The sequence below is a fragment of the Archangium lipolyticum genome (assembly GCF_024623785.1).
GTDB classification, from domain to species: Bacteria; Myxococcota; Myxococcia; order Myxococcales; family Myxococcaceae; genus Archangium; species Archangium lipolyticum.
In genome coordinates this window covers 17067-42712 of the sequence record NZ_JANKBZ010000018.1, presented here as the reverse complement: position 1 = coordinate 42712, position 25646 = coordinate 17067, and the positions used below count along the sequence as shown (strand labels likewise).

The 25646-nt window shown below is 69.7% G+C and carries 11 protein-coding genes; 9 read left to right on the top strand and 2 right to left on the bottom strand.

All coding sequences use genetic code 11. The features are described 5' to 3' along the window. Nucleotides 1-53: 53 nt before the first annotated feature. A complete protein-coding gene (locus tag NR810_RS31590; protein ID WP_257458133.1) occupies nucleotides 54-557 on the top strand; it encodes a hypothetical protein in 504 nt (167 codons plus the stop codon). Between the two features lie 3 nt (nucleotides 558-560). After that, nucleotides 561-1124 carry a hypothetical protein gene (locus NR810_RS31585; protein WP_257458132.1) on the top strand — a complete coding sequence of 188 codons (564 nt, stop codon included), beginning with the start codon at nucleotides 561-563 and terminating at the stop codon, nucleotides 1122-1124. A gap of 12 nt (nucleotides 1125-1136) precedes the next feature. Here the strand turns inward: NR810_RS31585 and NR810_RS31580 are convergent, their stop codons facing one another. Then, nucleotides 1137-2084, bottom strand: a complete 948-nt coding sequence (locus NR810_RS31580) for an ATP-binding protein (RefSeq protein ID WP_257458130.1) — start codon at nucleotides 2082-2084, stop codon at nucleotides 1137-1139. Between the two features lie 69 nt (nucleotides 2085-2153). Continuing rightward, complete coding sequence (locus NR810_RS31575; RefSeq protein WP_257458129.1) at nucleotides 2154-2804, bottom strand: hypothetical protein; 651 nt, start codon at nucleotides 2802-2804, stop codon at nucleotides 2154-2156. A gap of 280 nt (nucleotides 2805-3084) precedes the next feature. Here NR810_RS31575 and NR810_RS31570 point away from each other — a divergent pair, with 280 nt between their 5' ends. From NR810_RS31570 to NR810_RS31540, 7 genes are all read left to right on the top strand, one after another. Then, nucleotides 3085-6699 carry a tetratricopeptide repeat protein gene (locus NR810_RS31570; RefSeq protein WP_257458128.1) on the top strand — a complete coding sequence of 1205 codons (3615 nt, stop codon included), beginning with the start codon at nucleotides 3085-3087 and terminating at the stop codon, nucleotides 6697-6699. Then, complete coding sequence (gene gltE, locus NR810_RS31565) at nucleotides 6696-8159, top strand: adventurous gliding motility TPR repeat lipoprotein GltE (protein ID WP_257458127.1); 1464 nt, start codon at nucleotides 6696-6698, stop codon at nucleotides 8157-8159. Before NR810_RS31570 ends, gltE begins: the two co-directional genes overlap by 4 nt. A gap of 120 nt (nucleotides 8160-8279) precedes the next feature. Continuing rightward, nucleotides 8280-8558 carry an adventurous gliding motility protein CglF gene (gene cglF / locus NR810_RS31560; protein ID WP_257458126.1) on the top strand — a complete coding sequence of 93 codons (279 nt, stop codon included), beginning with the start codon at nucleotides 8280-8282 and terminating at the stop codon, nucleotides 8556-8558. Between the two features lie 68 nt (nucleotides 8559-8626). Then, nucleotides 8627-10561, top strand: coding sequence for an adventurous gliding motility protein GltG (gene gltG, locus NR810_RS31555; protein ID WP_257458125.1), 1935 nt, complete (start codon nucleotides 8627-8629; stop codon nucleotides 10559-10561). A 119-nt stretch (nucleotides 10562-10680) separates the two neighbouring features. Next, a complete protein-coding gene (cglE, locus tag NR810_RS31550; protein ID WP_257458124.1) occupies nucleotides 10681-11295 on the top strand; it encodes an adventurous gliding motility protein CglE in 615 nt (204 codons plus the stop codon). 12 nt (nucleotides 11296-11307) lie between these two features. Further along, nucleotides 11308-13272: a DEAD/DEAH box helicase gene (locus NR810_RS31545; protein ID WP_257458123.1), complete on the top strand. Its 1965-nt coding sequence runs from the start codon at nucleotides 11308-11310 to the stop codon at nucleotides 13270-13272. A gap of 99 nt (nucleotides 13273-13371) precedes the next feature. Further along, nucleotides 13372-25638: a tetratricopeptide repeat protein gene (locus tag NR810_RS31540; protein WP_257458122.1), complete on the top strand. Its 12267-nt coding sequence runs from the start codon at nucleotides 13372-13374 to the stop codon at nucleotides 25636-25638. Nucleotides 25639-25646 lie beyond the last annotated feature (8 nt).

Below are 25646 nucleotides of genomic sequence, written 5' to 3'. Positions count from 1 at the left end.
GCCTGGGGTACAATCACGAGCGTTGCTTCCGGTGGTGCTGCTCGGAGGAACGCATGCGTGACTGGAAGTGGCTTCTTGGTGCGCTCGTGCTGCTCGCCGCCATGGGATGCGGCCATGTCGGTGCGGCCACCATCGACGAGGCGCCCGGCTCGCGGAGCGCGACATCCCGTGCGTTCGATGACGTGCCGGAAGAGGGCGTCCGAATCAAAGGAGGCACGCTCTCCGCACGCATCTGGGCGCTGATCGGTCAGGGGGAGTTCGCCCAGGCCGAGGCGCTCATCGCGGAGGGAACGGCAGCGGGCTTGTTGTCGAAGTCAGTGGCAACCCAGATGCTGGATAGGATCGCGCTGCTGAATACGAAGTTGGGTCAGATTCCCGCTTCGCTTCAGCGTGCGCCCAATTTCCCCTCCCAGCTCAAGGACTACTCCCTGTTCGAGATCAAGCAGATGCTGGAGCGGCGGGATTTCAGCCTGGCGACGCGGGCTCAGCTCGACATGGTCAAGAAGCTGCTTCAAGACCCGGAGCGTTTGATGCAGAAGATGGGGACGGTGAGGTGAACCATGGCTCATCTCGGGCTCGAGGAGTTGGTCCTGAAGTTTCAGATCGCCCGGCAGTCGGGTGACATCGCCAGGCCGAGTGAGGCGCAGATCCGCTTGCACCGTGAGCTGGCCGAGGCGTGCCCGGCGTTTACACAGAACACGCTGTTCCTCGCGTGGTTGCTGCAGCGGCGGCTCTGGACCGCGGAAGATGATGGTAAAGGACCTGAAGAGGCCTTCGCGGAAATCCAGCGACTGTTGGAGCAGGCTGTCCTGGGCTCGTACCGGAGCGCGCCCGCGTTGGTCGAACTCGGCTTCTTCCTGGACACCTACCGCAATTCCCCTCACGAGGCCGCGAAGCTCTACGAGGAATCTGCCGCCAAGGCGTCGGAGACGCTCAAGGATGCGTGGTGGGGATTGATCCGCTATTGGAACGCCGAGCGGACGCGGGAGACCCTGACGAAGGCGCTCCAGTTGGGGGAACTGGCCGAGAATCTCTTCCCAGACTCCCAGGAGATCATCGAGGAGATGACGACGACACGGCGGTACGCTGTCGAGGCAGGCCTGATCGAGCCCACGCGGGGCTGAGCTGGGGTGGGCTCAGCGTCCCGAGCGCATTCCGCCCGGAGGCGGGCCCGGCCTGGGCTCCAGTTCCTGCCGCATGCGCCGCTGATCCGGCGTCGTCTCCTTCGGAAACTCCACGAAGTTGCACATCTCGCACAGCCGGCTGTAGATGCGCTCGCCCACGCGTTCGCGCAGCAGCTCCATCTCGCGCACCGCGCTCTTCGCGTCCTCCGTGGCGCGGTAGCCGCTCGGAGCAGCGGTGCGCGAGCTCCGGCGCTCCGGATCCAGCGAGTAGTTCGTCGCGAAGAGGGTCGTGCGCGCCGCGTTGTAGCGCCGGGCGATCAGCTCATCGAGCGTCTCCATCTCGAATTGGCTGCCGCGCCCCTTGCCCATCTCGTCGATGGCCAGCACCTCGACCTCCGACAGCGGACCGATGATCTCCCCGCCGCTCTTGCCCTCCTGGAAGCCTCGCCGGATGGTGGCGTAGAGCAGGGAGATCTCCACGTACCGGGCCTCCAGCCCCACCTCGAGCACCAGGTGTTTGAGCGTGGCCGCCAGCAGGTGCGTCTTCCCCGTGCCCACCGGACCGCTCAGGATGAAGCCCTTGTTCACTCCCGCTTTGTCGTAGTGGTGGGCGAAGTGCATCGCCAGGTTGCGCGCCCGATCCTGCGCCTCGTTGAAGGCGCGGTAGCCCTCGAAGCCCGCGTGCGCCACCACTCCGGGCAACCCCACCTCGTTGAAGTGCTCGAGCCGCTTCGCCCGCCGCTGGCACACGCACGGCACCAGCACCTCGTAGCGCTTGGGGCCCACCTTCGCGCTGAACGTCTCCTCGCGCACCTCGTACGCGTACCCGCGCCCCTCACACAACTCGCACCGGGCCGAGCACGTGCACACCCGCGCGTGCGCCCTGTCCCCACGCCGTTCGATGACGTACGTCCGTCCCCCACACTCGCCACACACCTCGCCGATCGCCTTCGTGACCATGGCCGCAGGCCATAGCAGAGCGCCCTGACGCGCGTCAGCCCGCTACACGCACGTTCAGTCGGCTACCCTCTAGGCATCCATCAGCCCGAGCCGCCGGCGCACCACCGTCAGCAGCCGGAAGCGCCGGGCCAGCCGCCGTGCGCGGAAGGACATGTACTGCTGATCCGCGTCCTCCCCGTGCGCCGTGCGCCACAGCGTCAGCCGCTCGGAGAAGGGCAGGGCGCGCAGCAGCAGCATCCCCATCAGCGTCTCCTGTGCCTCCATCCGCGCGAACTCGCTGGGGATCTCCCGCAGGACCGTCTCCATCAGCAGGCCGATCCGCGGCGCCAGCACCGGCTCCCTCTCCGCCAGCCGCTCCAGCGAGGCCCGAAGCTGCGCGTGTCGCAGTTCCTCCCACGTTCGCGCCTTCGCGGAGCGCCGGCTGTTCTCACTGCCCGCGCCCGCCGCGCGCTCCCGGTGCTTCTTGATCTCCGCCTCCACCTGCTTGCGGCAGGCGCGCAGGCTGCGCAGCACCGGCTCCCCGGGGCGCGCATCCCACAGGGCCTTCTCCGCTGATCGGGCGATCCCCCGCGCCACCACCTCGAAGGGAACTCCTTGCGCGGCCCAGGACGTCAAAAGCTCCACATCCAGGGCGGACAGCATCAGTCCGCTGCCTCGGATTGCAAGGAAGTAATCCTGCACCAGCTCTTCGAAGCTGGCGCTCTCGGGCAGGAGGCTCATGAGTCGCTACGTCTCCCAGGTGTGTAGCCGGACGGACAGGGGCAAGGCTCCCCCTTACCAGCCGGGACTGACATCGCAACTCACGAAACGCTCCCAGCACAGCCTTCCTGGAATCTTTCCGGCCGCATTGCACCGAGCCAGCATGCCTCGAAGGGCCTGTTGACCCGCCCCGACGCTCCGCGCATAGTGCGCAACCTTCCAGATGGAAATTCCCGAAGAGTCCCGGACACTTGCCGAGCAGGCAAGAGACCGGGCCGGTAGAACCCAGCAGAGGAAACACATGCGCCGCACGCTCCTCCTCAGCCTCCTGCTCATGGCCTCGATGGCCCACGCGCAGGAAAAGAAAGCGCCGCGCGACGCCAACCTCGGCAAGAAGAGCTCCACTGCCGTGGTGGACAAGTCGCTCGCTGGCGACATCAGTCGTAAGAAGGAGAAGCAGGACAACGCGCCCGCGCTCCAATACGACCAGTTCCGTCTCGGCGTTGAAGGCCAGGTCGCCTCCAAGCGCCGCGAGCAGATCGAGTCGCTCAAGAAGATCATCTCGCTGTCGGCGGACGCCAAGGAGCAGCCGGCGCTCCTCTTCCGTCTGGGCGAGTTGTACTGGGAAGAATCCAAGTACTACTTCTTCGAGGCCAACCGTAAGGACGACGAGCTCATCGAGGCGATGAACCGGGGTGACTCGGCCGCCCAGAGCCGCGCCAAGGCGGGCAAGGCCGAGCTGCTCACCCGGCAGAAGCAGTACGGCAAGCTCGCGCTCGAGCAGTACACGAAGATCGTCCAGGACTACCCGGACTTCGAGCGCTCGGACGAGGTGCTCTTCTTCCTCGGCACGTACCTGATGGAGGACGGCCAGGACCGCAAGGCGCTGGTGGCCTTCAAGCGCCTGGTGGAGAAGTTCCCCAAGTCCAAGTACATCCCCGACGCCTACCTGGCCTTCGGCGAGTACTACTTCAACAACTCCAAGGGTAAGCGCGCGGACCTGGAGAAGGCGCTGGCCGCCTACAAGAAGGCCGCCGAGTACCCCGAGAGCCAAGTGTACGCCTTCGCCCTCTACAAGCAGGGCTGGTGCTACTTCAACCTGGCGGACTACACGAACGCCAAGGACAAGTGGAAGGCGGTCGTCCTCTACGGCGAGCTGGCGGGCGCGCAGAACATCGAGAAGGACGGCAACGCGAAGAAGACCAACTCGCTGGCCCGCGAGGCGCGCACCGACTACGTCCGTGCCTATGCGCGCGAGGGTGACGTGATGCTCGCCCGCGAGGACTTCTCCAAGGTGGCCAGCAACCCCGAGGACCGCTTCGCGATGATGCGGACCCTGGCCAACATGTACTACGGCGATGGCAAGGACCGCGAGGCGGCCATCACCTACAACTCCCTCATCAAGGAGAAGCCGCTGTCGCCCGAGGCCCCGGGCTTCCAGGGCCGCATCGTCGACATCGTCCTTCGCATGGGCAACAAGGAGCGCACCGTCACGCAGGTGCGCCGGCTCGTGAAGATCATGAAGGAGGTCGAGGGCTCCGGCGTCATCAAGGACGACAAGGACAAGAAGGCCCTGGCCGAGGCGAAGGATCTGTCCGAGCGCACCCTGTCCAACCTGGCCGTCACCTGGCACAACGAGGCCAAGAAGACGCGCGAGGAGGCCACGTTCGGGTACGCCGACATGATCTACTCGGACTACCTGACGCTCTTCCCGGAGAGCCCCAAGGCGTACGACCTGCGCTTCTTCTGGGCGGAGTTGCTCAACGACAACCTCCAGAAGTTCGACAAGGCCGCGGCCAACTACACGCTCGTCGTCCTCCAGGACGTGAAGCTGCTGGAGGCCAAGGACGAGCAGGGCAACCCCAAGCCGGGCAAGCCGGGCAAGTGGCTGAACAACGCCGCCTACAACGCCGTGCTCGCCTATGACGAGATGGTGAAGGACGCCGAGTCCAAGGGCGCCTTCAAGGACGTCGACACCAAGGACATCCGCAAGAAGGCCGCCATCCCGCAGGGCAAGAAGGATCTGCTGGAGGCCTGCGAGCGCTACCTCAAGTACGTGACCAAGGGCGACAAGCGGGTGGAGATCGCCTTCAAGGCGGCCAACATCTACTACCGCCACAACCACTTCGACGAGGCGGTGCTGCGCTTCAGCGAGATCGCCCTGGGCTCGCCCGAGTACAAGTTCGAGTCCGGCGAGCGCGCCGCGGAGATCGCCGCCAACCTGGTGCTCGACTCGTACAACCTGCTCGAGGACTGGGCGAAGGTGAACGAGTGGGCGCGCCGCTTCTACAACAACGACAAGCTCGCGGTGGGCAAGTTCCGCGAGGACCTGTCCAAGGTCATCGAGCAGTCCGCGTTCAAGCTCGTGAGCCAGCTGGAGGCGAAGAACCAGTTCGCCAAGGCGGCCGAGGCCTACCTGTCCTTCGTGGCCGACTTCCCGCAGACGGAGATCGCCGACGTGGCGCTCTTCAACGCCTCGGTCGACTACTACAAGGCGAAGATGCTGGATAAGGCCATCCAGGTGCGCCAGCGCATCATCGAGCAGTACCCCGCGTCGCGCTTCGTGCCGGAGTGCATCTACAACAACGCGGAGGCGCTCGAGGCCATCGGTGACTTCAGCGAGGCCGCGGACGTGTACGAGCAGTACGTCAACGGCTACGAGGCCAGCCTGTCCGGTGGTGGCAAGGTGGTCGTGGCCAAGAAGGCGGCACCCGCCCGCGGCAAGAAGGGCAAGGGCAAGGGCAAGGCGGCCGCGAGCACCGTGGTGTCCGACAAGCCCGGCCAGCCCCAGAAGTGGGAGGAGTCCAAGGCCCAGGTGGCGCTCTTCAACGCGGCCACCTACCGCGAGGGTCTCGGCCAGTTCAAGGCGGCGCTGGCCCTGCGCGAGCGCTACCTGACCGTGTGGCCCAAGGCCAAGGACGCCGAGGACATCTACCTGTCCATCGTCGACCTGCACGTGAAGACGGGCAACTACAACAAGGCCATGGGTCAGCTCGAGGAGTACGAGCGCCAGTACATCCGCAGCCCCAGCAAGGTGCTGATGGCCGAGGGCCGCATCGCCGACATCTTCGAGAACAAGATGCGCAAGGAGCGCGACACCGCTCGCCTCTACGGCCGCATCCTCGACTACTACGAGAAGCTGCCGCGCCGCATGCAGCAGTCCCTGGAGAAGCCGGCCCTGGAGGCCGTGGCCCGCGCCCAGTACCGCAGCGTGGAGCCGGACTTCCAGTTCTACTCGCGCCTCAAGCTCTCCTGGGGCCGTCCGCCCAGCCCGGACAAGCTCAAGGGCTCCATCGCGGAGAAGAACAACTCGCGCGAGGTGGTGGAGAAGAAGTACGTGCAGACGGTGTCGCTCGGCGCGGCCGAGCCCGCCATCTGCGCCCTGCACCGCATCGGCCTCATCTACGACAACTTCGCCGACAAGATCAGCAACGCCCCCATGCCTCCTGGCATCGACGAGGAGACCGAGGGCGCCCTGCGCGAGGAGTTCGGCAACCAGTCCCTGCCGCTCAAGGAGAAGGCCGCCGAGGCGTTCTCCACCGCCGTGGCCAAGAGCCGCGAGCTGAGCGTCTTCAACTCCTGCGCGGCCGAGAGCCTCAAGATGCTGCGCGACACCTACCGTCCGGAGCAGTTCCCGACGATGGTCGAGGAGAAGGTGGCCCTCTCCAAGGGCCGCGACCTGGCCATCGGGGGCGATCTGCTCGCCGCCATCCAGGACGTTCCTCCGCCCGTCGTCGAGGCGGCCCAGGACGACAAGAGCAAGACCGAGGAGGTGGTCGAGGACGTGTCGGATCTGGCCAAGCGGCTGCAGCAGCAGACCGCCACCCAGGTCGACGGCCCGGCCGCCCCCACCAAGGAAGGCACTCCTCGCAAGTCCGCGGTGGATGATCAGGAACCGGAGGACTTCCTCAAATGAATCGCACCCCCATGATGCGCTCACTCCTCCTGGCCGCGCTCGCGGCACTCCTCGCCACCGGCTGCGCGGGTTCCAAGGCCGCTGGTCCTGGCACTGGCACCACGGGCAAGGCGAACGTGGCCAAGTCCAACGAGCCCGTTTCCATCTCCAACCGCGCCAAGCTCCTCTTCGACGATGCGCTGGGTGCCTTCGAGGCCCAGAAGAAGGCCAACGCCTTCGACTACCCATCGCTCGAGCGCAAGTTCAAGGCCGCGCTGGACGCGGATCAGAACCTCGCCGAGGCCGAGTACAACCTCGGCGTCATCGCCGAGCGTCAGGGCAACCAGAAGGATGCCATCGCCCGCTACCAGTCGGCCCTCCAGAAGAAGCCCTCGCTGCGTCAGGCCTCGGAGAACCTGGCGGTCATCGCCCAGAACAATGGTGACATCGCCGGCGCCGTGGCCATCTACCAGGGCGTCCTGAAGACCTACCCGGACGACGCCAGCAGCCGCGCCCGCCTGGCGGAGATCTACCGGCAGACGGGTGACCACGACAAGGCGATGGAGTTCTCGCGCGCCGCCCTCATGCGCGAGCCCCAGTCCGTCACCGCCTACAAGGTGATGATGCGCAGCTACCTGGAGCGCAAGCAGCTGGCCATGGCCAAGCTGGTGGCCCTGCGCGCGCTGAAGATCGACCAGAACGATCCCGAGCTGCACCACACCATCGGCCTCATCCTCCTGCAGGAGGAGAAGAAGGACGAGGCGCGCATGGAGTTCAAGCGCGCCATCGAGGTCCGCGCCGACTACGTGCCCGCTCACGTGCAGCTGGCCCAGCTGGCCCTCGACGTGGAGGACTACCCCGGCGCCGAGGAGCACCTGCGCCGCATCCTCCAGGCCGACAGCAAGAACGCCCCCGCGCACCTCAACCTCGGCATCGCCTACAAGGGCCAGGGTCAGTTCGACAAGGCCATGCAGGAGTATGACGAGGCGGAGAAGCTCGACCCGAAGCTGGCCGCCATCTACTTCAACCGCGCCGTCATCCTGCACCGAAACAAGGGCGCGCCGGACCGGGCCATCGAGCTGTACCGCAAGTACATCAGCCTCTCGGGGGGTGAGGTCGCCCTCAACGCCGAGCACCCCATCTTCAACCTGCTGCGCGAGGCGGAGTCCATCGTCCAGGCCCAGCGCGAGGCCGTCGCCGCCGAGGAGCAGGCCAAGAAGCTCGAGGAGCTCCAGAAGCAGCAGCAGGAGCTGATGAAGGCCGAGGAGGCCAAGCAGGGCACCGTCAACGCCGCGGGCACCAACGCCCCGGCTCCCACCCAGCCCGCTGGCGCCACCCAGCCCGCCGGGGAAGCCAGTCCCGCCGGCGACACCCAGCCCGCCGCCAACCCGCCGCCCGCCGCTTCCCAGCCGGCTAACGCGCCGCAGCAGAAGAATCCAGCCAAGCCGGATTCGAATGAGCCCACCGACGATCTCTTCTGATCGCGGTGGTAGTGGTCAGGGTGGGGGGATAAATGAGAATCTTCGTCCGCTGGTGCCGGATTCCGGCGCCAGTGGACGTGACGCGGGGACCCCGGAGAGGGGAACCGCTCGGAGGCAGTCATGCGGAAGCTCCTGATGCTGTGTGCGGTACTGGCGGTGGCTCCGGCCTACGCCCAGGACGAGGGTGGGTCGGGCGAGGGTGGCAAGGCGGCTGGTGGTGGCAAGGCCCAGAAGGGTGGTCCGCAGACCATCGACTTCGAGGACGACACCATCGAGGGCGATCTCACCAAGCCGGACGGCGAGTACGTCGAGGCGCGCAAGACGGTCAAGCACTCCAACCTCATCCGTATCCGCGAGGACTTCGAGGACAAGGTGATGCAGTCGGTGGGCGAGCTGTGAAAATCGTTGGGAACCCACCGACGAACGCGTTGTCCTAGAGATCGCCGAAAGCCAACTGGGGAATTTCAATGCCCGTGCCTCTGACACTCAAGGTCTTCAAGGGTGACACCCTCGTCACCGCGAAGGACTTCGAGCGCGACATCATCAAGATTGGCCGTCTCGCCTCGGCGCACCTGTGCCTGGAGGACGAGAAGGTCAGCCGCATCCACTCCGTCATCGAGGTCGCCGCCGACGGCAGCCTGTCCATCATCGACATGGGCAGCGTCGAGGGCACCTACGTCAACGGCAAGCGGGTCAACAAGGGCCAGCTGGTCTTCGGAGACGAGATCAAGGTGGGTGGCACCACCATCCGCCTGGAGAACCCGGCCGCCGTGGCCGCGGTGAACCTGGCGACCGCCGCCGCCACCGTGGCTCCCGCCGCGGCCGCGGTGGCTCCGGCGCCCGAGCGCCCGCTGGCCGCGGGCCTCGCCCAGGCCGCCACTCCGGCGCCGACGGTGACTCCCGCTCCCGTGGCGGTGGCGCCGCAGCCGGTGGCCGCCCCCGCTCCCGTGCAGAAGGCCGCTCCGGCGCCGCAGCCGGTGGCCGCTCCCGTGGCGCATGCCGAGGCTCCGGCCGCCGAGCCCGTTCCGCGCGTGCGCCGGGTGGCTCGCAAGGGCAGCGGTCCGCTCGGTCTGGGCCTGCACTTCATGTGGGGCGACCAGCGCGTGGGCGAGTACTTCCTCGCGCCGGGCAAGAAGCAGTCCTTCACGGTGGGCAGCGCCAAGGGCGTCAACTTCATCATGGGCGACGCCAAGCTGGGCGGCGAGCGCTTCGAGGTGGTGCGCACGGATGGCCAGTCCTTCACCGTGCTCTTCACCGGCAAGATGAAGGGCGAGCTCACCCGCAAGGGCGAGACGATGGACCTCAAGGCCGTCATCGAGTCCGGCAAGGCCAACCACGAGGGCGAGTCCTACGCGCTCACCCTCAAGGAGGATGACTTCCTCTCGGTGGACCTGGGCGGCGTGACGCTCGAGGCCCTCTTCGAGTCGGTGCCCAAGAAGGCCTGGGCGCCGCTGGGCGAGTCGCTGGACTTCACCGTCCTCAACATCTTCCTGGTGACGTTCTTCCTCGGCGCGATGTTCGTCATCGCCGCGGCCAACCATGCCGCCGCGGGCGAGGAGTACGCGGACGAGCTGGCGGGCACCAACGCGCGCATCGCCAAGCTCATCGTCAAGCCGCCCGAGACGCAGAAGAACAAGTTCCTCGAGAAGCTCAACCAGCAGAAGGCCGAGAAGCAGGCCGAGAAGCAGGCCAAGAAGAAGGACGACGGGCAGACGAAGAAGGAAGTCGTCAAGCAGACCGCCCCGAGCTCCAACCAGGCCAAGCCCGACAAGAAGGCCGTGGCCAAGAACATGGCCGCGAAGATCTTCGGCGGGAAGGGCGGCGCCGCGAGCCTCTTCGGCGGTGGCGGCCTGGGCGGTGACCTGAAGGGCGCCATGGGCAACATGTTCGGCGCCAAGGTGGGCGCGGGTGGCGGCTTCGGCGGCCTGGGTCTGCGTGGCGGCAGCGGCGGTGGCGCGGGTGGTGGTGAGACCATCGGCATCGGCGCGGTTGGCACCAAGGGTCGCGGCGGTGGCATGGGTGGTTACGGCTCCGGCGTGGGCGGACTGGGTGGCAAGCAGAGCGTGGAAGTGGGCATCGCGGCCGAGGACGCCACGGTGTCGGGCTCGCTCGACAAGGAGCTCATCCGCCAGGTCATCCAGCGCAACAAGGGGCAGATCCGCTTCTGCTACGAGAGCCTCCTCAACCGCTACCCGAAGCTGGGCGGCAAGGTGTCCATCCGCTTCACCATCGCCTCCGAGGGCAACGTGGTGACCTCGTCGGTGGCCCAGTCCACGGCGGGCAACTCCGAGCTGGAGCAGTGCGTGGCCGGCCGCGTGCGCACCTGGGCCTTCCCCAAGCCCAAGGGCGGTGGCTCGGTGGTCGTCACCTATCCGTTCCTCTTCAAGGCGGCTGGTGAGTAGCCGGGTAGCCTCCCGCTGAGTGAAAAGGTTCAGGTGGGCGGTTCCCGTTCCGGCGGGGCCGCCCATCTTGCTTTTTGGCGCTGGTGTCTCCGCCCTCCTGGGCTAACGTCCGCCCCCGTATGAAAGCCTTCCGCCCCTTCGTCGTTTGCGCTGCTCTGGCGATCCCCGCTCTTGCGAATGCGCAGGCCGCCGGTGACAGGCCAGCCGAGACCTTCAATGAGATCGAGCGTGGTCTCTACTTCTCGGTCTTTGGTGGCCCCTCGTTCATCGTCAACCCTCCCGCCTCCGCGGGTCCTCGTCCCTTCTCGCCCGGGCAGATGGCCCAGGTGGAGGTGGGCGTGGACATCGGCGAGCGCCTGTCGCTCGGCCTCTTCGTGATGGGTGCCTCCAACCGAGCCGGCTCGGACTATGTGGGCTACTCGGGCGGCGCGGCCTCCGGAGACTTCTCCATGCTGGTGCCCGGCGCCGTGGTGCGCGCGCACCTGGTGAGCTTCGCCGACGCCCAGGAGGTCAAGCGCACGTGGATCTACGTCCGCGGCGGCGCCGGTTATGCCTTGTTCAGGCCCAAGCAGCTCCTGCCGGATCCCGACATTCTGGTTTTCGCGGGACCGGGTCTGGAGTACTACACACGCCTTCGTCACTTCTCGGTGGGTATCGAGGTGACGGGGTCGTTCCTCGTCAAGTCTCAGTCATTCGGGTTCGCGGTGACGCCGAACCTTCGCTACGCGTTCTAGCGGGAGAGTCACGTGCCTCAGGAGAATGGAAGCGGTGGGCCTCGTGGTGGGAGGGGTCGGGAGGGTGGTGCCCCCGGTCAGGGTCCTCGTCGGGAGGGTCCGGGTGGTGGTTTTGGCGGTCGCGATGGAGGGGGCCGGGGCCGGGGCCGGGGTGATGGCCCCCGTGGCCGGGGTCGGGATCGCGCCGAGGGGCCCGTCGGCCCCGGTCAGCGTGTCATCGCCGAGCTGAGCACCCTCGAGAAGGCGCTGGGCAAGTCGGACTTCGCGGCCCAGAAGGCGCCGCTCGAGACGATCGTCCGCTCGCTGCGGTCCATGCGGGTGAAGTCGATCGACGAGCTGGAGCTCAACGTCAAGGGCCGGCTCATCACCACGCTGCTGCGCGTGCAGCGCCAGGTCAAGCCGCCCATGCCCGAGGCATCGGCCACCCCCGCGGGTGAGGCCGGCTCCGCCGCGGGCGACACCGGCGCCGTGGCCGAGTCCACGCAGGCGCCCGCGGGCAGCGAGCCCGTGCAGGCGGACGCGGCGGGAAGCGAAGGCGCGGCCACGCAGGAGCAGGCCCCGGCGGGTGCGCCCGCGGAAGGCGCTGCTCCGGCGGCTCCGGCGGCGGACCCGGTGAAGGAGAAGTACCTCGCCTACGTGGACGTCATGTACCTGGTGGGTCGCGCCTGGCGCGCCGCCGGGGATCAGGAGCGTGCTTCGGCGGCCTTCGCGCTGAGCGGCCGCGAGCCGCAGCCCGAGCGCGAGGAACCCGCCGCCAGGCCGGCGGCTGAGCGCGGCGAGCGGCGTGAGGGTGGCCGTGAGGCTCGTGAGGGTGGCCGCGAGGGCCGCGATCGTCGTGAGCGCGGCGAGCGGCGTGAGGGTGGCCGTGAGGCTCGTGAGGGTGGCCGCGAGGGTGAGCGCCGGGAGCGTCGCGAGCGGGGTGAGCGCGGCGAGCGGCGTGAGGGTGGCCGTGAGGGCGAGCGCCGTCAGCCGCTGCCCGAGCTGACGGGCGACTGGCAGGAGCAGTCGAAGCAGCTCGAGACCATGGGCCGCACCCGCGACGCGGCGCGCATGCACGAGCGCAACAACTCCTTCGCCGAGGCCGCCCGGCTCTTCGAGGCCGGCGGGGACGTGAAGAGCGCGCTGCGCAACGCGCTGGCGGGCAAGGACAACGACACCGCGCGCCGCCTCATGGCGACGGTGCCGCCGGAGCAGCTCGCCCAGACGCTCGAGAAGGCGGGCGCCTACGAGCTGCTGATGGAGGTCTACATCGGCAAGGGTGACTTCGAGAACGTCGCCCGGCTGTACGAGCGTGCCCGTCAGTTCGACCAGGCGGCGCTCGCCTATGAGCGCGCGGGCAAGCTGTCCCTGGCGCGCAAGGCGTATGAGCGCACCCGTGACTTCGCGGCGGCCAACCGCATCCGCGACCTCGAGGTGAAGGCCCTGGTGGAGCGGGGCGACCGGCTCGGCGCCGCCACCCTGCTGGTGAACGCCGGCCGCGGCAAGGAGGCCGTGGACGTGCTCGGCACCCTGCCGCCGCCCAAGGCCTTCCACTTCCTCCAGCGGCTGAAGCTGGAGGAGGAGGCCAAGGCGCTCGCCCAGAAGGAGCTGGCCCGCGCCGAGGCGGAGAACAAGCCCGCTGGCCGCGCCCGGTGGCTGGAGCTGCTCGGAGAGTCCGCCACCGCGGCGACGCTCTACGAGGAGATCGGCCGCAAGGAGAAGGCCATGGGGCTGTACGAGCAGATCGGCCACCTGCCGAAGGCCGCCTCCCTGGCGGAGGAGCTCCAGCTGAGGGACAAGGCGACCGAGCTGTACAAGAAGCTCGGCGATGAGGCGGGCGTGCAGCGCGCCCAGGCCCTGCCGGCCACGCCGCCCCCCAAGCGGCCCGCTGATGCCGCCGCGGCCGCCGAGGAGGCCGCCGAGACGGGCGCCGAGGGCACGCAGGGGGCCGAGGGCAGCTCGTCCGCTCCTGCTGCAAACGAGCGAGAAAGCCAATAAATCTCGACAGTTGGCGGGATTTGCGCGATTGCGGGGGGTGGTGAGCGGGCTGTAGAGTCCCGCTCTCCGCCCCCTTTCTTTTCGCGAGGCCCGCCTTACATGGACCAGCCGAACCTCCGTCGACCCGCCGAGCGTGTCGTTTCCGACCGGCCTTTCGCCGAAGCGGAAGCCGCACTCGAGAAGGCAGGCCGAGTTGAGGACCTCATCCGTCTTTACGAGGGACGTGCGCGGGAGACTCCCGCCGCCGAGGCAACGCGGGTGCTGGTTCGCGCGGCTCAGCTCTCCTACGAGCGGTTGCGCAACCCGGCCCGCTCGGAAGAGCTGCTGCGGCGCGCGCTGCTGATCGCCGAGGACGTTCGCCCCGTGCTGCGCGGGTTGAGGACCGTCTACGAGGCGCGCCAGGACATGGCCGGGCTCGTCGACGTGCTGGAGCGCCTGGGCGCCCTGAGCCAGGGTGAGGAGGCCGCGGCGTCCTTCATGAAGGCGGCCAACCTCCACGAGCAGAAGCTGTTCCGGCGCGACCGCGCGGTGCTGTGCCTGCAGCGCGCCGCTCGCGCGAAGCCGGAGCGCGCCACCTTCAAGCGCGCGCGCCAGCTGCTCCTGTCCGAGGAGCGCTTCCAGCCCGTCTTCGAATCGCTGGAGCGCGAGCGCGCCACGCTCGGTGGCGAGGGCATGGTGGAGGAGTACGTGGCCTTCGCCGAGCGGTTGGTGGAGGACCCCACCGAGCACGTGCTCGCCCAGCAGGCGCTGGCCGTGGTGCGGGAGCTGGATCCGCAGAACGCGCGGGCGGAGAAGGCCACGCAGACGCTGCAGCGCTTCGAGCAGACGTGGCGCGAGCGTGCCCGCATGCTGCGCGGCATGTCGCTGGAGGAGCGCGATCGCAAGAGCGCGGCGCGGCTGTCCCTCCTGGTGGCCAAGCTGCACGCCTGGTACGAGCCGGCCGCGGTGGACAAGGTGAAGGAGGCGCTGGACCGCTGCTTCCTGCTGTGGCCCGGTATGCCCGAGGCCCTCAACCTCATCGAGCGCGTGGCCGAGCGCAATGGGGACTTCACTCCGGCGCAGGCGTGGATCGAGACGCTGGCGAACGAGGCCCGCGAGCGCAACGCGCAGGTGGACCTCTGGCTGCGGCTGGGCACGCTGCGGCTCACGCGGCTGAATGACGCGGCCGGGGCGCTCGCCGCCTTCGAGAAGGCCGTATCGGTGGATCCGGCTCGCGCGGACGTGGCGAGCCTGGGCGCGGAGCTGCTGCTGGAGCAGGGCCGTGGGGCGGAGGCGCTCGCCATGCTGGAGCGCTACCTCGGCACGGTGAAGGACCGCGTGACGCAGGTGGCCCTGCGGCTGCGCCTGGCGGACCTCTGCCTGCATCAGAAGGACGGTGACGCGGCGAAGGTGCACCTCGAGGCCGCCCTCAAGGTGGATCCGGCCAACGCGCTCGCGGCCTTCCAGCTCGTCCGCCTGCTGGCGGAGGAGGAGAACTTCGAGGGGCTGGAGCCACTGCTGGACCTGGCGATGCTCGCCCCGCGTCCGCGCGCCGAGCGCGTGGCCTTCTGCGAGGGACTCGCTCTCCTCTACGAGGAGGCGGACAACGCGCGGGGTGCCTTCGAGGTGCTGGCCCGCGCCCTGGCGTTGGATCCGACCCGGCCCCTGCTGCTGGACTCCGTGCTGGAGCACGCGAGCAAGGCCCACGCGGAGCCCGCGCTCGCGGCGGCGATTCGGCGTGCGGCCCAGGTCGCGCCTCCCGAGGCCTCCCTCCCGCTCTGGCGGCACCTCGCGCAGCTGCTGCAGGGCTCGCTGGCGGATCCCGCGGGCGCCGAGGCGGCCTGGCGGGAGGTGCTCGCGCGCGCTCCGGGTGACAGCGCCGCGCAGGAGGCGGTGAAGTCGCTCCGGGGCGCCGCCGCGCTCGCGGATGACCCGAAGGTGCGTCTGGAAGGGGAGATCGCCCGGCGCGAGGCCACCGGTGCGTCTCCGGCGGAGCTGGAGCCGATGGTGCGCGAGCTGGTGAAGCTCTCCCCGGAGGACCCGGGTCCCGTGCGGCGCCTGCAGGCGGTGTGTGTGGCGCTGTCGAAGTTCGAGGAGGCCGCGGCGCTGGCCGGCAAGCTGGCGAAGCTGGCCGAGACGCAGGTGGAGCGCACCGATTGGGCGGGACGTCAGGCCCGCCTGTACGCCGAGCGCCTGAACCGTCCGCAGGAGGCGGCGGGCCTCTTCCTGCAGCTGCTCGCGGAGAACGTCTCCACGGGGGTGGTGCTGGGCGGGCTCGAGCGGCTCGCGGCGGCGGGCGTGCGCACGGCGGAGATCGCCGAGGCGCTCGCGGGCCACTACGGCCGCAACGGTGACCACCAGCGCCAGGTGACCGCGATGCTGCAGCAGCTCGAGGCTACCCAGGACGCGGCGGTGCGCCAGCGGCTGTACGGTCAGATCGCCGGCATCCACGAGAAGCAGCTCGCCGACGGCCGGGCCGCCTTCGATCTGCGCATGAAGGCCATTCGCGAGGCCCCCGCGGACGAGGTGAACCGCGCCGAGGCGGCGCGTCTGGCGCACGACCTGTCGGCCCACGCCGAGCTGGTGCGCGTGCTGAAGGCGCTGGCCACGGAGGCGGAGGCGCCCGCGCTCGCGGTGCAGCTGCTCTCCGAGGCCTCGAAGCTGGCCGACGAGTCCGGGGCGCTCCCGGAGGCCATCAGCTCGCTGGAGGTCGCGCTGCAGCGGGTGCCCGAGTCGCCCGAGGTCCTCAGCCGGCTCATCAAGCTGTACGGCAAGGCGGGGCGCGCGGCGGACGCGGACGCGCTGCTGCGCAAGCTCATCCTGACGGCCACCAAGGCGGAGAAGGTGGAGCTGCAGATGCAGCTCGTGGAGCTCAACGCCGAGCTGGGCCGTCCGTTGCAGGCCGCCGAGGCGCTCCAGGCCGCCATCCACTCGGGCGCGGACGAGGTGCGTCACCTGCCGCGTCTGGCCGATCTGTACGAGAAGGCCGGCCGCAAGCGCGAGCTGGGCGAGGTGCTGGCACGGCAGATCGCGCTCGCGGAGGACGCGGGCGACCTGGATCGCGTGGCGCGGCTGACGCTCAAGCGCTCGCAGGTGTTGCAGGACTCGTCGGGTGACCGCACGGACGTGGTGCGCAGCTTCGCGGACATCCTCCGCCAGCGCCCCTCCGACACGGATGCCCGTGCCGCGCTCGAGGGAATGCTCGCCGATGGCAACGCGCGCGAGGAGGCCGCGAGGGCCCTCATTCCCGCCTACGAGGCCACCAAGGACCACCGCAAGCTGGTGGCCGCGCTGGACGTGCTCGCCGAGGTGGCGCGCGACGACGCGGCCCGGGTGCTGGCGCTCCGCCAGGCCGCCCAGGTGCACCTGACGCAGCTGCGCCAGCCCGAGCTGGCCTTCGCCTCGCTCGCCCGGGCCCTGCGCCTGGCGCCGGGGGATCTGCCCCTGCGCGCCGCCGCGCGCCAGGCCGCCGAGGACGCGGACTCGCTGGACGCCTTCGCGGAGATCCTCATCGAGCTGACGGAGGAGGGGAGCACGGGTGCCGCCCGGGCCGGACTCCTGCGCGAGCTGGCCGAGGTCCAGGAGAAGAAGCTCGACGATCGCGACGCCGCGGTGAAGTCGCTGCGCGCCCTGTTGCAGCTGGAGCCGGGCAACCTCGACTGCCTGCGCGCACTGCAGCGCCTGCACCGCGCGGGCGAGGAGTGGGCCGCGCTCGCCGAGGTGCTGGAGAAGCTCGCCGCCGCCGCGGCCGAGCCGGCCGAGCAGCTCGCGCACCTGCGCGAGGCCGCCCTGCTGCACGAGTCGAAGCTGTCCGACAAGGAGAGCGCCGCCGCCGCGTGGCGTGCCATCGCCGAGCGGGATCCGCTGCAGCGCGAGGCCGCCACCTCCCTGGATCGCCTCTACAACGAGCTCAACCGCCCGAAGGACCTGGCGTGGGCGCTCGGTCTGCGCCGGACGCAGGAGGGACAGAGCCCGCAGGGCCGCGAGGTCTCCTTCCGCCTCGCCGAGCTGCTGCGCACCCGCCTGGATGACCCCAACGCGGCATTGCAGCTCTACCAGGGCATCCTCTCCGAGGACCCCGGTCACCCCGGCTCGCGCTCGGCGCTCGAGGAGTGGGTGAAGGCCGCGGTGCCGATGAGCGCGGGAGCGCTGGATGTGTTGGATCCGGTGCTGGCCCGGCTGGGCGACCACCAGCGCCGCGTGGCGCTGCGCGAGGCGCGCATGGACTCCGCGCTCAGCACGGAGAAGGCGCAGCTCGCCGCGGACATCCGCCGCATCTACGAGCAGGACATGCAGCAGCCGTCGCTCGCCTTCATGGCGGCGGTGAAGTCCTTCTCGCTCGGGTTGGATCGCGAGGGCCTGCAGTCGGAGCTGGAGCGGCTCGCGCGCGAGACGGGCTCGCACGAGATGCTGGCCGAGCTGTACGAGGAGGCCGCCTCGGATCTGCCCGAGGGTGACGCGTCGGCGGTCGGGCTGCTGCGGCGGTCCGCGGAGCTGCGCGAGCAGCTCGGCCAGACGGAGGAGGCCACCAGCGTCTGGAAGAAGATCCTCGAGGACGCGCCGCAGGATCGGCAGGCGCTCGAGGCCCTGTCGCGCCTGTACGAGCGGGGGCAGAACGCGAAGAACCTCTCCGAGGTCTACGCCACCCAGTCGACGCTGGCCAAGGATCCCGAGGAGCGGCGCGCCCTGCTGGTGAAGGCGGGCGAGTCCTTCGCCGCCGCGGGCGATGACGCGAAGGCCATCGAGACGTGGCGCTCGGCGCTGGCCATCCGCAAGGCGGCCGACGGCCTGCTCGCGCTGGACAAGCTGTTCGCCAAGACGCGGCGCTTCGTGGAGCAGGCGGACGTGCTGCACCAGCTCTCCGAGCTGGCCACGGACGTCGAGTCCCGCCGCGGCTTCATCCTGCGCCGGGCGCAGCTGCTGGAGAAGGAGGGCAGCCACGCCGAGGCGCTGAGCGCGTACCGCGCGCTGATGGGGCTGGCCCCGGGAGATCCGCAGGCCGTCGCCGGTCTGGAGCGCATGCTCCAGGTCGACGCGCAGCGCGTGGAGGCGGCGCGGCTGCTGGAGCCGGTCTACCGCGGCCTCAACGACACCCGGAAGCTGGTGGAGGTGCTGGAGGTGCTGCTGCCGGGGACGGTGCCCGCGCAGAAGCTGGAGCGCATCCAGGAGATCGCCACCCTGCGCGAGGCGCTCGGGCAGACGTCGCTCGCCTTCGCCGCGCGCCTGCGTGCCTTCAACGAGTCCCCGCAGGATGACGGCGTACGCGATGACCTGGAGCGGCTCGCGGCCGACTCCGGCTCCTTCGAGGAGGTCGCGGCGGCGTACGAGGATCAGCTCGACCGGGGTGCCACGGAGCCCCTGGCGGGCGACCTGTGGCGGCGGCTCGCGGGCATCTACGACGGGCGCCTCAAGCGCTACGACCTGGCGGTGCGCGCGCTGGAGGAGGTCAGCCGGCGCGATCCGCAGAACAAGCAGGTGCTGGAGTCCATCGCCCGCGTGCACCGGCGCACCGGTGCGACCCGCGAGCTGGCGCTGGTGATGCGCCGGCAGGTGGCGGCCGAGTCGTCCGTCAGCACCCAGGTGAACGTGCTCTTCGAGCTGGCGCACCTCGCCGAGGAGACGCTCTCCGACAAGGCGCTCGCGGCACAGACGTACCGAGATATCCTCGAGCGCCGGCCCGAGGACGCCAACGCGCTCAAGCTGCTCGGTCGCGTGCTGACGCAGATGGAGCGCTGGCCGGAGCTGGCGCAGCACATCGAGCGGGAGATCCAGCTCACCGACGCGCGCAACGCCCAGGAGGAGGGGAGTGATCTGCGCGTGCGCCTGGGCCGCTTGAAGTTCAGCCGCCTGGACGATCCGCGCGGAGCGCTCGCGCTGTTCCAGGAGGTGCTCCGCCGCCGGGCCGGTCACGCCGGTGCCGTGGGCGCGCTGGAGGAGATGGCACGCTCGGACAGCCCGCTGCGCGGCCAGGCCGCCCTGGCGCTCGAGCCGGTGTTCGCGGCGGTGGGAGACCACCTCAAGCAGGTGCAGATGCTGGAGTCGCGCATCTCCGCCGAGCCGGTGCCGCAGGAGCGCGCGGCGCTGCTGCGCCGCATCGCGGAGACGTACGCGGGCCCGCTGGAGAACGCGGAGATGGCGTTCCTCTCGGCCACGCGCGCGCTGCGCGAGCAGCCGGATGACGCGCGCACGCTCGAGCTGTGCCTCTCGTTGGTGGACAAGGCGGGGGCCGCCGAGGAGTTCGCGGCCGTCCTCTCCGAGATCGCTCCCCGGGCGTCGGACAACGCCCGCGCCGAGCTGTACCGGGCGTTGGCGAAGCTTCAGGCGCGCCTGGGCGAGGACGACGAGGCGCTGGCCTCGTGGCGCAAGGTGCTGACGCTGCGGCCCACGGACACGGACGCGCTCGACAGCGTGGCGCGGCTGGTGGCCGACTCGGGCACGCCGCAGGAGCTGCTGGAGGTGCTGCGCCGCCAGCTCGCGAGCGCCGAGGAGCCGGCCCGCCGTGCCTCCGTGCTGTTGCAGATCGCCGTGCTGCAGGAGGAGAAGCTGCAGGACGGGCTGGGCGCACTGGCCACCCTGCGTCGCCTGCTGGACGTGAAGCCGGACGACACCGCCGCGCTGACGCGGATGGACGGCCTGTGCCAGAAGCTGGAGCGCTGGCCGGAGCTGGCGGACGTACTGTCGCGCCGCATCGCGCTCGTGTCGCCCGAGGAGGGGCTGGAGCCGAAGTTCCGCCTCGCGGTGGTGCGCGAGACGAAGCTGCTGGACAAGGCGGGCGCGCTGGCGCTCTACGGCGAGGTGCTCTCGCTGCAGCCCAACCACGCGGGCGCGGTGGGCCGCCTGGAGGCGCTGGTGGCCCGCGAGCCGCAGAACCTGCTCGCGGTGGAGACGCTGCTGCGCGCCTTCCGGGCGAGCGGTGACGCCGGGCGGCTCGCGTCGCTCATCGAGACGCGGGTGGGTGTGTCGCCGGACGCGCACGAGCGCAAGACGCTGCTGAGCGAGCTGGCCACGCTGCGCGAGAGCCAGGGGGAGCCGGAGCTCACCTTCCTGGCGCTCTTCCGGGCCTTCAAGGAGGACCCGAACGACGGCGAGCTGCGCCATCGGCTGGAGAACGCCACGGACGCGGCTGGCTCGTACGACGAGCTGGTGGTGGTCTACGAGGAGTCCCTGCCGCGCGTGGCCGAGGCTTCCGAGGCGGCGGAGATGTGCCTGAAGCTGGGCCAGCTCTTCGAGTCGCGGCTGCAGGAGCCCGAGCGCGCCGTCATCTACTACGAGCGTGCGCGCACGCTGGATCCGACGTCGCAGCAGAAGTCGCTGGTCGCGCTGGATCGGCTGTACGTCGCGCTGGAGGCCTGGCCGGAGCTGGCCAACGTGCTGGAGGCGCTGGCCTCCACGGCGGAGGAGAAGGCGGACAAGGTGGGCTTCCTGTTCCGCCTGGGCCAGCTCGTCCAGGAGAAGCTGGACAGCATGGACCGCGCGGCCTCCGCGTTCGAGCAGGTGCTGGAGCTGGAGCCTGGGCACCTGGCCTCGGCGCGGTTGCTGGAGACCATCTACGACTCGGCTGGTGCGTACGACAAGCTGTACAACATCCTCAAGCTGCAGGCCGAGCGCGTCACCGGTCCGGAGCGCGAGCGCGTGCTCACGCGCATGGCGCAGGTGTCCGCCGAGGGGCTGGAGGACATCGATCGCTCCATCGAGCTGTACCGCGAGCTGCTGGCGAAGAACGCGCGCAACGAGCAGGCCTTCACCGCGTTGGAGGCCCTCTACGAGAAGTCGGGCCGCCACGAGGAGCTGCGCAAGCTGCTGGCCGATCGGCTGGCGCAGACGTTGGATCCGCGCGAGGTGGTGCGGCTCAACGAGCGGCTGGGCCGGGTGCTGTACCGGCTGTTGAAGCAGCCCGAGGCGGCGGTGTCCTACCTCAAGGCCGCGCTGGAGCGGGACGCACGGCACCGGGGCGTGCTGGACACCCTGCGCGAGCTCTACGAGGAGACGGGGCAGGCGGAGGAGCTGGTGGGCGTCTTGCGGCGGCTCATCCCGCTGCAGGACTCGGCCGAGGGCGTGAAGGCGCTGCGCCTGCGGCTGGCCGAGGTGCTCGCGGGCGTGAGCCGTCGCGAGGAGGCCCTGGACGCGGCTCGCCGCGCGCTGGAGGTGGAGCCGCACGCGGTGGCGGACCTGGAGCGCGTGCACGCGCTCTTCCTCTCGCTGCGGGCCTACAACGACGCGGTGCGCGCGCTCGAGCTGAAGGTGCAGGTGCACCAGCAGGCCGAGGAGCGTGACCAGGCGGTGGCCACGTGGTTCGCGGTGGCGGACCTGTGGTCCGGCGCGGGCAACAAGCCCGAGCTGGCCGCCGGCGCGTTGGAGAAGGTGCTGGAGATCGACCCCGCCAACCGTACGGCCTACGAGCGCGTCTGCGAGCTGTACCGTGGGAACAACGACTGGCGGGCCTACGCGCAGGTGGTGGACCGCTACCTGCCGCACCTCGTCACCGAAGAGGAGAAGCTGGCGACCCTCAAGGAGCTGGCGAGGGTTCAGGAGCAGCGGCTCGGCCAGAAGGACGTGGCCTTCCTGGCGCTCTGCCGCGCGCTGCAGATCGACGCGGCGGACGACACGCTGCGCGAGGAGGTGGAGCGGCTCGCCGACGAGACGGGCTCGCACGAGGAGCTCGCCGCCGTCTACGAGGAGGTGGCGGACAACCTGCCCCGGGGTCCGCTGGCCGAGCGGATGTACGCCACGCTGGCACGCGTCCACGACCTGAAGCTGGACGACGCGACGGCGGCCGAGGGCGCGCTGCGGAAGATCCTCGAGTTCGATCCGACGAACGTCACGGCTCTCGACGGGCTGGCGGGGATGTTCCAGCGACGTGGCCGCGACCGCGAGTACGTGGTGGCGCTGGAGCAAAAGATCGAGGCCGCCGGTTCCATCGAGGCGCGCAAGGCCATCCTGCGGGAGATCGCCCGCGTGTGGGACGAGCGCCACGATGATCCGGTGGAGGCCGCGGGCGCGCTGTTGCGTGCGTTGGACCTGGAGCCGGACGCGGAGACGCTGGGCGTCCTCACCGACCTCTACCGCCGCCAGAAGTCGTGGCCGGACGTGGCGTCCACGCTGCTCCGGGCGCGAGACCTGGCGGCCACGGTGGAGGAGCGGGCGCGCATCCAGGTGGAGATCGCGGGCGTCTACGAGCGCGACATCGGCGATGACGAGGCCGCGGTGGTCGCGTACCGGCAGGCGCTGGAGTTCGAGCCGTACAACCGTGAGGCGCTGGATGCGCTGGAGCGGTTGCACACGCGGCTGGATCAACCGGCGGAGCTGCTCGCCACCTACGAGCGCATGCTCGAGGTCATCACCGACTACCGCGAGCGGGTGCGCGTGCTGTTCCGCTGCGCGAGCATCTGGGAGGACAAGTACCAGAACCCGGCCAACGCGGACGCCTTCATCGAGGGTGTGCTGGCCATCGATCCGCAGAACCTGCAGGCCATCAAGGCGCTGATCCGCCTGCGGCGCATGCAGGGGCGGTGGGAGGATCTGGTCCAGGCCTACGAGCGGCAGCTGCAACTGGCCACGTCTCCGCAGGAGCAGGCCGAGCTGTACGTGGAGATCGGCAACGTCTACCACCAGCAGCTCAAGCAGGTGGACCGGGCGGTGAACACCTACAGCTACGCGCTGGAGGTGGATCCGGGGAGCCGGCCCGCGCTGCACGCGCTCGGCAAACTGTACGAGCGCAGCGGCAACTGGCCCTTCGCGCTGGAGATGCTGGCGCGCGAGGCGCAGATCGCCGGCTACGCGCCCGACGCGGTGGAGCTGCACTTCCGCATGGGCAAGATGAACGAGGACATGCTGATGGACACGGGCAGTGCCCGGTCGTGCTACCAGCAGGCCCTCGCGATCGACCCGGGCCACCTGCCCAGCATCCGCGCCCTCAAGGGCATCCAGGAGCAGGAGAAGGACTGGACCGGCTACGAGCAGACGCTCCTCCAGGAAGCGCAGCAGACCGAGGACAGCGAGGCCAAGACGCGCGCGCTGCTCGAGGTGGCGCGCTACAACGCGGAGACGAAGGGCGATCCGGACACGGCCACGGCCTACTTCGAGGAAGCCTTGAAGTACTCGCCGGAGAGCCTGGAGGCGGCGCGTCCGCTCGCGGACGTCTACAGCGCTCGTGAGGACTGGGTGACGGCCGAGCGGATGCTCGACATCGTCGTGCGCAAGATGGCGGAGAAGGCCATCGCGGAGAAGGACGCCGCGCTCACCGCGGATCTCTGCCGGCAGCTGTACCGGCAGGGCTACGTGGCGGACAAGCTGGGCAAGCGCGACAAGGCGCTCGATGCCTACGAGAAGGCGTACGGTCTCGACGCCACCTACCTGCCGGCGCTCGAGGGCTACGGCCACCTGCTGGTGCACGCGAAGCGGTACGAGGACGCGCTGCGCATCTTCCAGACGATCCTCATCCACCACCGCGAAGAGCTCACCGACATGGAGGTGGTGGAGGTCTACTGGCAGCAGGGTGACATCTACGCGAAGCTGAACCAGGCGGACCGCGCGCAGAATCACTTCGAGAAGGCGTTGGCCATCGACTCCAACCACGAGGCGTCCCTGCGTGCGTTGGTGGCGCTGATGGACAAGGCCGGCAAGTGGGAGCGGGCCGCCGACCTCCGCCTGCAGCTGGCCAACGTGCTGGAGGGCGAGGCGAAGGTGGGCGTCTTCCTGGAGCTGGGCCAGCTGGCGCGCGAGAAGCTGAAGGATCCGTATCAGGCCATCGACGCGTACACCGGGGCGCTCAAGATCCAACCGGAGTCGCCCGAGGTGCTGGACGCGCTCTACGTGCTGTTGCGTGAGACGCGCCAGGGCCAGAAGGCCGCGGACATGCTGGAGCGGATGCTGAGGCTGCCGGCGATCACCGCCGAGCCGAACAAGGCGAAGCGGGTGTGGTTCGCGCTCGGCGAGCTGCGCCGGGACGAGCTGCGCGACGTGGATGGCGCGGCCGTGGCCTTCAACACCGCGCTGGATCTGGATCACCGCTTCGTCGAGGCCTTCAGTTCCCTCGAGGCGATGCTGGGTGGCGCGGGCCAGTGGAAGGCGCTGGAGGAGAACTACGCGAAGATGCTCGGGCGCATGCCGAAGACGCCCGACACGCACGTGGCGCGCATGGCGCTGTGGCGGGCGCTGGGTGACCTGTACCGCCAGGTGCTGAAGAACCAGGAGGGCGCGGTGGCGGCCTACGGTGTCGTCGCCAAGGGCCTCCCGGACGACGCGCAGGTGCAGGAGATCTACGCCGAGCTGGCGGCGGCCTCTCCGGGCAAGGAGGACGAGGCCATCGCCGCGCTCCGCCGCGCCCTGCCGAACACGAACGAGGCTCGCAAGGTCGTCTCGCAGCTGGTGCGTCTGTCCGCGCTGCGCAAGGACTACGACAGCGCGTGGATGGCCGCGCAGGCGGTGTCGGGCCTGCTCGGCGAGGCGGGGGATGACGAGAAGGAGATCCTCACCAAGCTGGGGCCCTACGCGAAGCGCAAGGAGGTGGCCCAGCGGCCGCTACCGGACCGGATGTGGCAGACGCACCTGCTGCACCCGAAGCTGCGCGGGCCGTTCACCGAGCTGATGGGGCTGCTCTTCGAGCAGGTGGGTCACCTGTACGCGGTGCCTCACCAGAACTACCAGATCGTCCCGAAGAAGCACCGCATCGACCTGGCGAGTGCGCAGGAGTACCACGTGCAGCACTACCGGTACGTGGCGCGCCTCTTCGGGCTGGACGCGGTGGAGCTGTACTCGCCGCACCTGGTGAGCCGCCGCGAGAACATGGCGAAGCGCTCCAATGATCCGGCGCCGGATCCGCTCGTGAACGTGGAGGTGCTGCAGACGCACCCGGCCTGCGTGCGCGCGGGTGGACGCTTCTTCGCGGAGCAGGGCCAGAAGGAGGCGTACTACCTGCTCGGGCGGACGCTCGCGCTGGTGCGCCCGGAGCTGGCCTTCAGCCAGCGGCTGGCCCCGGAGCGGCTCGAGGCCGTGGTTCAGGCCGCGCTCAGCCTGGTGGTGCCCAACCTGCGCTTCACGGTGGATCCGCGCATGGTGGACGCCGAGCGCCGGGTGTTGGAGAAGAGCATCGGCGAGCCGGGCCGTGCGGCCCTGGCCAAGGTGGCGCGGGTCTATCTGCCCACGGCCACACCCGCGGATGTGCGCCAGTACCTGGAGGGGGCGGAGCTGACGGCGGCGCGTGCCGGCCTCTTCGCCGCGAGCGAGTGCGAACCCGTCAAGCGGATGGTGATGGGGGAGACGGGCTCGGCCTTCCGGGTGGCGCCGAAGGCGAAGTTGAAGGAGCTGCTGCTGTTCGCCACGTCCGACGAGCTCCGCGAGCTGCGTGTCGCGGTGGGTACGGATGTGGAGGTGCAGGTAAGGAAGTAGATGTGCGG

Bases quoted from the DNA above. Each gene is read 5' to 3' on its own strand.
- NR810_RS31590 (WP_257458133.1), top strand. From the start codon at position 54: ATGCGTGACTGGAAGTGGCTTCTTGGTGCGCTCGTGCTGCTCGCCGCC.
- NR810_RS31585 (WP_257458132.1), top strand. From the start codon at position 561: ATGGCTCATCTCGGGCTCGAGGAGTTGGTCCTGAAGTTTCAGATCGCC.
- NR810_RS31580 (WP_257458130.1), bottom strand. From the start codon at position 2,084: ATGGTCACGAAGGCGATCGGCGAGGTGTGTGGCGAGTGTGGGGGACGG.
- NR810_RS31575 (WP_257458129.1), bottom strand. From the start codon at position 2,804: ATGAGCCTCCTGCCCGAGAGCGCCAGCTTCGAAGAGCTGGTGCAGGAT.
- NR810_RS31570 (WP_257458128.1), top strand. From the start codon at position 3,085: ATGCGCCGCACGCTCCTCCTCAGCCTCCTGCTCATGGCCTCGATGGCC.
- gltE (WP_257458127.1), top strand. From the start codon at position 6,696: ATGAATCGCACCCCCATGATGCGCTCACTCCTCCTGGCCGCGCTCGCG.
- cglF (WP_257458126.1), top strand. From the start codon at position 8,280: ATGCGGAAGCTCCTGATGCTGTGTGCGGTACTGGCGGTGGCTCCGGCC.
- gltG (WP_257458125.1), top strand. From the start codon at position 8,627: ATGCCCGTGCCTCTGACACTCAAGGTCTTCAAGGGTGACACCCTCGTC.
- cglE (WP_257458124.1), top strand. From the start codon at position 10,681: ATGAAAGCCTTCCGCCCCTTCGTCGTTTGCGCTGCTCTGGCGATCCCC.
- NR810_RS31540 (WP_257458122.1), top strand. From the start codon at position 13,372: ATGGACCAGCCGAACCTCCGTCGACCCGCCGAGCGTGTCGTTTCCGAC.